The sequence below is a fragment of the Candidatus Methanodesulfokora washburnensis genome, from assembly GCF_003947435.1.
In the GTDB taxonomy this organism is placed as follows: Archaea; Korarchaeota; Korarchaeia; order Korarchaeales; family Korarchaeaceae; genus Methanodesulfokora; species Methanodesulfokora washburnensis.
On record NZ_RCOS01000086.1, the window covers coordinates 1 to 6,333 of the forward strand.

Genomic DNA, 6,333 nt, shown 5'->3' on the forward strand with positions numbered 1-6,333 from the left:
CCAAACCAACATTTCCCTCGTCATCGTAGACCTTTGCTATCACATCAACGCTGTAGGTTGAGGTTCCGAGAGAGATTGTGAAAGGCTGCCTATAAAGGAGTTTCGCCTCATAGATCTCAATTCTTTCTATCAACAGATCACCCGTTCTCTACCAGCGGATCATTGCTATAAAAATTTTTGCATGCACACTTTAAATATATATACTAATTATCTTTATCGTAAAAATTGTAGATTATGCTGCCATAAACCGAATCCTTATATTTAAGTATGCTACAGCATGCTGGCCAACAGGCCAGGTGAGAATATGAAAAAAGGAGTATCCAAAACGGTTTGGACTATTGCCCTAATAATAGTGGTGGTAGTGATAGCTGCCGTTGCACTAATGATCCAGAAGCCAGTAAAACCTGCGCAGCCAGCTCAGAATGTAACAGCTCCATCACCAACAGCCTTGGATACCCTAATAATAGCGATGGATACTTCTGACGCGGTCTCTCTTGATCCGGCCAGAGCCTATGAGTTCGCTTCGTGTCTTGTGGCAAATCAACTCTACGATAAGCTTGTGGATTTTGAGCTCCCTGACCTGGTTCATGTGAAACCGGAAGTTGCTGAAAGCTGGGAAGTCAGCCCAGACAACAGAATATACACCTTCCACATAAGAAAAGGAATAAAGTTTGCTAGTGGAAACGAGCTTAATGCCGATGCTGTAGTATATTCCCTTCAAAGGGTGATAAAACTTAAACAGACAGCTGCTTGGGTTCTCACCCAGTTTGTATCAAAGCCAGAACAGATAGAAAAAGTGGATAATTACACAGTCAGGATAACCCTTGACAGGCCAGTTGCGCCTAGCTTCTTCCTTGCTACATTAACATTTACTACAGGAGCCATAGTCGATCCGAAGGTAGTTGAAGCTCATGCAAAAGGAGGAGATATGGGAAGCGATTGGATGACCGATCATAGTGCAGGAAGCGGACCATACATTCTAGAGAGTTGGGAGAGGGAATCTCAAATAGTACTGGTAGCCAATCCCAACTACTGGAAAGGAGCTCCCCCCCTGAAAAAGATAATAATAAAACATGTTCCTGAGCCCACAGATCAGCTCCTTCTGATAAAGAAGGGTGATGTGGATATAGCCTGGGATCTTCAAGCAGACCAGATAGCACAGCTGGCAGGGACAAGTGGCATTGTGATAGAGAAAGTTGAAGGGTTAAGGCTTATTTATATTGGCATGAACGTTGCTGTCAAGCCACTTGACAATGTCAAGGTGAGACAAGCTATAAGATATTCTATAGACTATGATAGCATAGTTAGTAATATATTAAAAGGAATGGCAATAAAATGGCAGACGATAATACCGAAGGGATTGCTGGGAGCAGATCCCAATACACCATATTATAAGAATATAACTATGGCTAAAAAGCTTCTGGCTGAGGCAGGATATCCGAATGGATTTGAGATAGAGCTTACAACACCACCAACATACCCGCAGATAGATATAGCTACCAAGATACAATCGGATTTAGCTGAGGCAGGAATAAAAGTTAAAATAGTGCAGATGACGCAGTCAGAGATGTATGAGAAATACAGGAAGCAGGGGCTTCAGCTTGTGCTTGCTGGATGGGGAACTGATTATCCAGATCCGGATGACAATGCTGAGGCATTTGGAAACTATAGAGTAAAACAACTTGCATGGAGAAATAGCTGGTACGACGATTACGCAGCTAATTTGACAGAAAAAGCAGCACTTGAGCCTGATCTAAATAAAAGGGATGCTATGTATAAGAATTTATCAGAGTACATTCTTGAAAATGGTCCATTTGTGATACTTTACCAGCAAGTCCACCCATATGTTCTGAGAGACTGGGTGAAAGGGTTTGTGCCTGATCCAACATTCTTCTATCTTGACTTCTCCAAGATCTATAAGAAAGTCGGCAGCTGAACACCACTCTCTCCCTCCTTTATTTTTTAAATGATGAGGTGTCCTCTCTATGAATTTCTGGGCTTATCTTGCCAGAAGAGTGGCTCTTATGATATTCACTTTATTTGGCATAGTAGTTATAACATTTATAATATCTCATGTTATACCTGCAGACCCTATAGGAGCTATTTTAGGTCCACAGGCTCCTCCAGAACTTGTTGAAAAAGTCAGACATGAATGGGGTTTTGACAGACCTATGTGGGATCAGTTTGTTGATTATCTATGGAAGCTTCTCCACGGAGATTTAGGAAAATCCATAAGAACAAACAAGCCAGTGATGAGCGATCTTCTTTACTATTTCCCAGCTACAATAGAACTAGCAACGGCAGCTCTCATAGTTGCTATAATAACTGGCATACCTCTTGGAATAATCTCTGCCGTGAAGAAAGATAAAGTACCTGATCATCTTTCTAGGATATTTGTCCTTATCGGCGTTAGCATGCCTGTCTTTTGGCTGGGCTTAATTTTACTCTTTGTTTTATATTATCAGCTAGGGGTGATGCCAGGACCCGGAAGGCTTGATCCCTATATCACCCCTCCTCCCAGAATCACCGGCATCCTCACCATAGATAGTCTCATTTCCGGAAACTTTGATGCATTTAAAAATGCATTATGGCATCTTATTCTTCCATCGTTCGTTCTTGGGTACTATAGCTCTGCATCTATAGCTAGGATAACAAGAGCCAGCCTTCTTGAAGTTCTGAGACAGGATTACATAAGAACTGCAAGAGCAAAAGGGCTTAGAGAAAGAATTGTGTTGATGAGACATGCTATCAGAAATTCCTTAATACCGACAACAACTGTTATAGGAGTTTCATACGGAAGCCTTCTGGAGGGAGCTGTATTAACTGAAACTATATTTGCATGGCCAGGACTTGGAAGATATTCTACTGGAGCTTTTCTCTCTGTGGACTTCCTTGCAGTGATGGGATCCACTCTTCTAATAGCCTTAGTATATTCCTTTGCGAATTTTATTGTGGATATTATATATGCTTTCCTAGATCCGAGAATAAGGTACTAGGGAGGACGGAATTTCATGAGCATTAAGGATTTTCTCAGGGGCTTTAGAGACTTTCTTACATCTGAAGATACAAAATTTACTCTAATTCTCTTTAGGAGAAACTTCCTAAATATAGTTGGAACAGCGATAATACTGCTGTTGGTTTTCACGGCAATATTCGCCCCAGTATTGTCACCATACGATCCTATTGCCCAGAACATGGATGAAAGACTAGCCCCTCCTAGCTGGAAGCATATTCTTGGAACTGATCAACTGGGCAGGGATATCTTAAGCAGGGTAATATGGGGTTCTAGGATATCACTCCTCATAGCGGTGGTTGTAGTCTCAATATCTTTGCTTATAGGTCTTTTTCTTGGGACTATATCGGGTTACTTTGGTGGATGGATTGATGAGATTATAATGAGGTTGACTGACATGTTTATGGCATTTCCTAGGTTAATTTTGGCGTTGGCTGTCGCAGCCGCCCTTGGGCCTGGAATCTTCAACACCATGATGGCCATATCTTTTGTTAGTTGGCCCTTATATGCCAGATTGGCACGGGCAACAGCCCTTCAAATAAGGAATGAGACCTACATAGAGGCAGCAAGAGCTATAGGAGCCAGTACAGCTAGGATAATATTTAGGCATCTTGTTCCTATGACGCTCCCACCGATATTAATACAAGCTACGCTTGATATGGGGGGAACAATCCTCACAGCTGCAGGTTTGGGTTTCTTAGGCCTAGGCGTTCAGCCACCAACGCCGGAATGGGGTGTCATGGTAAGCGATGGAAGAAGGTTCATAACAGAGCAGTGGTGGGTTTCCACCTTTCCTGGACTAGCTATACTTTTGGCCACCTTCGGATTTAACTTAATAGGCGATGGATTGAGAGATATAATGGATGTGAGGGCAAAGAGGTGATCAGGTGGACCCCCTACTAGATGTAATAGATCTCCATGTCCAATTCAGGACTTTAAGAGGGATTGTTAGAGCATTGAGAGGGGTTTTTCTTAGGGTATATCCAGAGGAGGTTCTTGCTTTGGTTGGCGAAACAGGAAGCGGAAAGACTGTCACTGGCCTCTCTATACTGCGACTCCTAGATCCTTCTGCTGAAATAACAAAAGGAGAAATAATATTTCAAGGAAAAGATCTTCTTCTTCTGCCTGAAAAGGAGATGCTAAAGATAAGAGGAAAAGATATAACAATGATATTCCAAGAACCAAAAGCAGCTCTAAATCCGGTTATGAGAGTGGGCGATCAGATAGCTGAGGCTCTTATAGAACATGAGGAGATAACAAAGAGAGAGGCCAGGGAAAGAGTCCTTGAATATCTTACTTTGGTAGGTCTTCCTGATCCGGAGAGAATATATAAAATGTATCCTCATGAGATGAGCGGGGGAATGGCGCAGAGGATAGTGATAGCAATGGCTCTTATACACAATCCCAAGCTTGTTATAGCGGACGAGCCTACGTCAAGTTTAGATGTGACAATTCAAGCTCAGATAATAGATCTTATAAAAGATTTAGTTAGAAAAACAGGAGCCTCTTCTATCTTTATAACACATGATTTAGGGGTGGCAGCCGAGCTTGCTGATAGAATTGAAGTTATGTATGCTGGTAAAGCGGTAGAAGTGGGTGATATATGGGAGATATTTGAGAGGCCACTTCATCCCTATACTGAGGGTTTGTTAAAGGCTATACCCAAGTTAGGAGATAAGGGCGAGCTGTTTTCTATAGAAGGAGAAATTCCATCGCTTTTAAAACAAATAAATGGGTGTGCATTCGCACCGAGATGTCCATATGCCGAGGACAAATGTTTTTCAGAGGAACCTCCTCTTGTGGATGTAGGAGGTGGTCATCTGGTTGCATGTCATCTCAGGGTGGGACAGTGAGCCTTATCTCAGCTGAGAATTTGAAAAAATACTTTCCTATAAGAGGGATCTTCAGGATATCCGGTTATCTTAGAGCCGTGGACGGAGTTTCCATTGAAGTAAAAAGGGAGGAAACAGTAGGAATCGTTGGAGAGTCAGGAAGTGGTAAAACTACGCTAGGAAGGCTTTTGCTTAGACTAATAGAGCCTACGTCTGGAAAAATATTCTTTGAAGGAAAAGATATAACTTCTCTTTCAGGAAAAGCCTTGAGGGCATTGAGAAAAGAGATGCAGATAGTCTTTCAGGATCCGTATACCTCTCTTCATCCAAGAATGAGAGTGAAAGATATAGTAGGCGAGCCTTTAAAGATACACTTTGGGGCGAAGGAGGAGGAAATAAGGGAAAAAGTAGCTGATTTATTAAAAAAAGTTGGAATGAGAGAGGAGGACATGTTTAAATATCCTCATGAGTTCAGTGGAGGACAGAGACAGAGGATAGTGATAGCGAGAGCTCTTATAACAAAGCCTAAGTTTGTTATATTGGATGAACCGACATCAAACCTAGATGTAAGTGTTCAGTCAAAAATACTCAATCTTCTAGATTCGCTGAAAAAAGAGGAGAAGTTAACCTACCTTCTTATAACACATAATATAGCAGTAGTTGGGAGGATGAGCCATAGAGTCTATGTTATGTATTTAGGCAAAATCGTTGAACATGCAACTACAGAAAAGCTCCTTGAAGAACCACTTCATCCCTATACCAGGGCACTTTTGTCCGCAACACCGATACCAGACCCGAAGATGGCAAGGGCTCGGAGGAGAGTTCCCATAAGAGGGGAGATACCAAGTCCAATAAATCCACCAAAGGGGTGCAGATTTAGCACGAGATGTCCATATGCCGAGGACAAATGTTTTTCAGAGGAACCTCCTCTTGTGGATGTAGGAGGTGGTCATCTGGTTGCATGTCACCTCTGGGAGAAATTTGAAAAAGAGGCTGAGTGAGCGTAAACTTGAATGGAGAGATTATATAAGCTTTATAATAGCTTTATTAACAACAAGTCTGTTACCGTTAGTTATATTCATTATTATATTCATTCTATTAGCTATAATAATAGGAAGAATTCTAGCTCCTCCATAGACTCGCCGAGATGAAACAATATACTAACAACAGTTACGAGTTCAGAAGCCAGATTTTCAGCTTCAAAATCCATTTTCACTGAGTTAATCCTTTTTAAAGATCCACATCTCCCTCACATGCCCTTTATCTACATCTATCTCAAGTTCCCTGAGCTCAGCCTCAATCCCCGCTTCTCTTAGGGCAGCGAACATGATATTTGTCATTATGTGGGAAGGGGCCATTCCTGATCTGACAAGCATATCGGATGATCTGAGGACGGAGACTCCATACATATCAAGCTGAAGTCCCTCATCTGTCTCCTTAATCTCTATTCTTTCCATATAACCTGATCTCTCGAGATATCTAGCTATG

At 41.9% G+C, this 6,333-nt stretch carries 6 protein-coding genes; 5 read left to right on the forward strand and 1 reads right to left on the reverse strand.

All coding sequences use genetic code 11. From position 1 onward, the window contains the following. Window positions 1–304 precede the first annotated feature (304 nt). The 5 genes from D6D85_RS07130 to D6D85_RS07150 are packed head-to-tail and all read left to right on the forward strand — an operon-like array spanning window position 305 to window position 5,846. Window positions 305–1,936 (forward strand): ABC transporter substrate-binding protein, encoded by a 1,632-nt coding sequence (locus tag D6D85_RS07130; RefSeq protein WP_161969741.1) that lies wholly within the window; start codon window positions 305–307, stop codon window positions 1,934–1,936. 49 nt (window positions 1,937–1,985) lie between these two features. Then, entirely contained in the window at window positions 1,986–2,996 is a 1,011-nt protein-coding gene (locus D6D85_RS07135; protein ID WP_125671381.1) for an ABC transporter permease, read from the forward strand. A 15-nt stretch (window positions 2,997–3,011) separates the two neighbouring features. Then, a complete protein-coding gene (gene nikC / locus D6D85_RS07140) occupies window positions 3,012–3,896 on the forward strand; it encodes a nickel transporter permease (protein ID WP_202617270.1) in 885 nt (294 codons plus the stop codon). A 4-nt stretch (window positions 3,897–3,900) separates the two neighbouring features. Continuing rightward, window positions 3,901–4,866 carry an ABC transporter ATP-binding protein gene (locus tag D6D85_RS07145; protein WP_125671382.1) on the forward strand — a complete coding sequence of 322 codons (966 nt, stop codon included), beginning with the start codon at window positions 3,901–3,903 and terminating at the stop codon, window positions 4,864–4,866. Then, window positions 4,842–5,846, forward strand: a complete 1,005-nt coding sequence (locus tag D6D85_RS07150; protein ID WP_125671383.1) for an ABC transporter ATP-binding protein — start codon at window positions 4,842–4,844, stop codon at window positions 5,844–5,846. The genes D6D85_RS07145 and D6D85_RS07150 overlap by 25 nt, the downstream gene beginning before the upstream one ends. A gap of 219 nt (window positions 5,847–6,065) precedes the next feature. Here D6D85_RS07150 and D6D85_RS07155 read toward each other — a convergent pair. Next, a partial coding sequence (locus D6D85_RS07155) for a hypothetical protein (protein WP_237558785.1) occupies window positions 6,066–6,333 on the reverse strand: 268 nt, incomplete at its 5' end.

Bases quoted from the DNA above. Each gene is read 5' to 3' on its own strand.
- D6D85_RS07130 (WP_161969741.1), top strand. From the start codon at position 305: ATGAAAAAAGGAGTATCCAAAACGGTTTGGACTATTGCCCTAATAATA.
- D6D85_RS07135 (WP_125671381.1), top strand. From the start codon at position 1,986: ATGAATTTCTGGGCTTATCTTGCCAGAAGAGTGGCTCTTATGATATTC.
- nikC (WP_202617270.1), top strand. From the start codon at position 3,012: ATGAGCATTAAGGATTTTCTCAGGGGCTTTAGAGACTTTCTTACATCT.
- D6D85_RS07150 (WP_125671383.1), top strand. From the start codon at position 4,842: ATGTCATCTCAGGGTGGGACAGTGAGCCTTATCTCAGCTGAGAATTTG.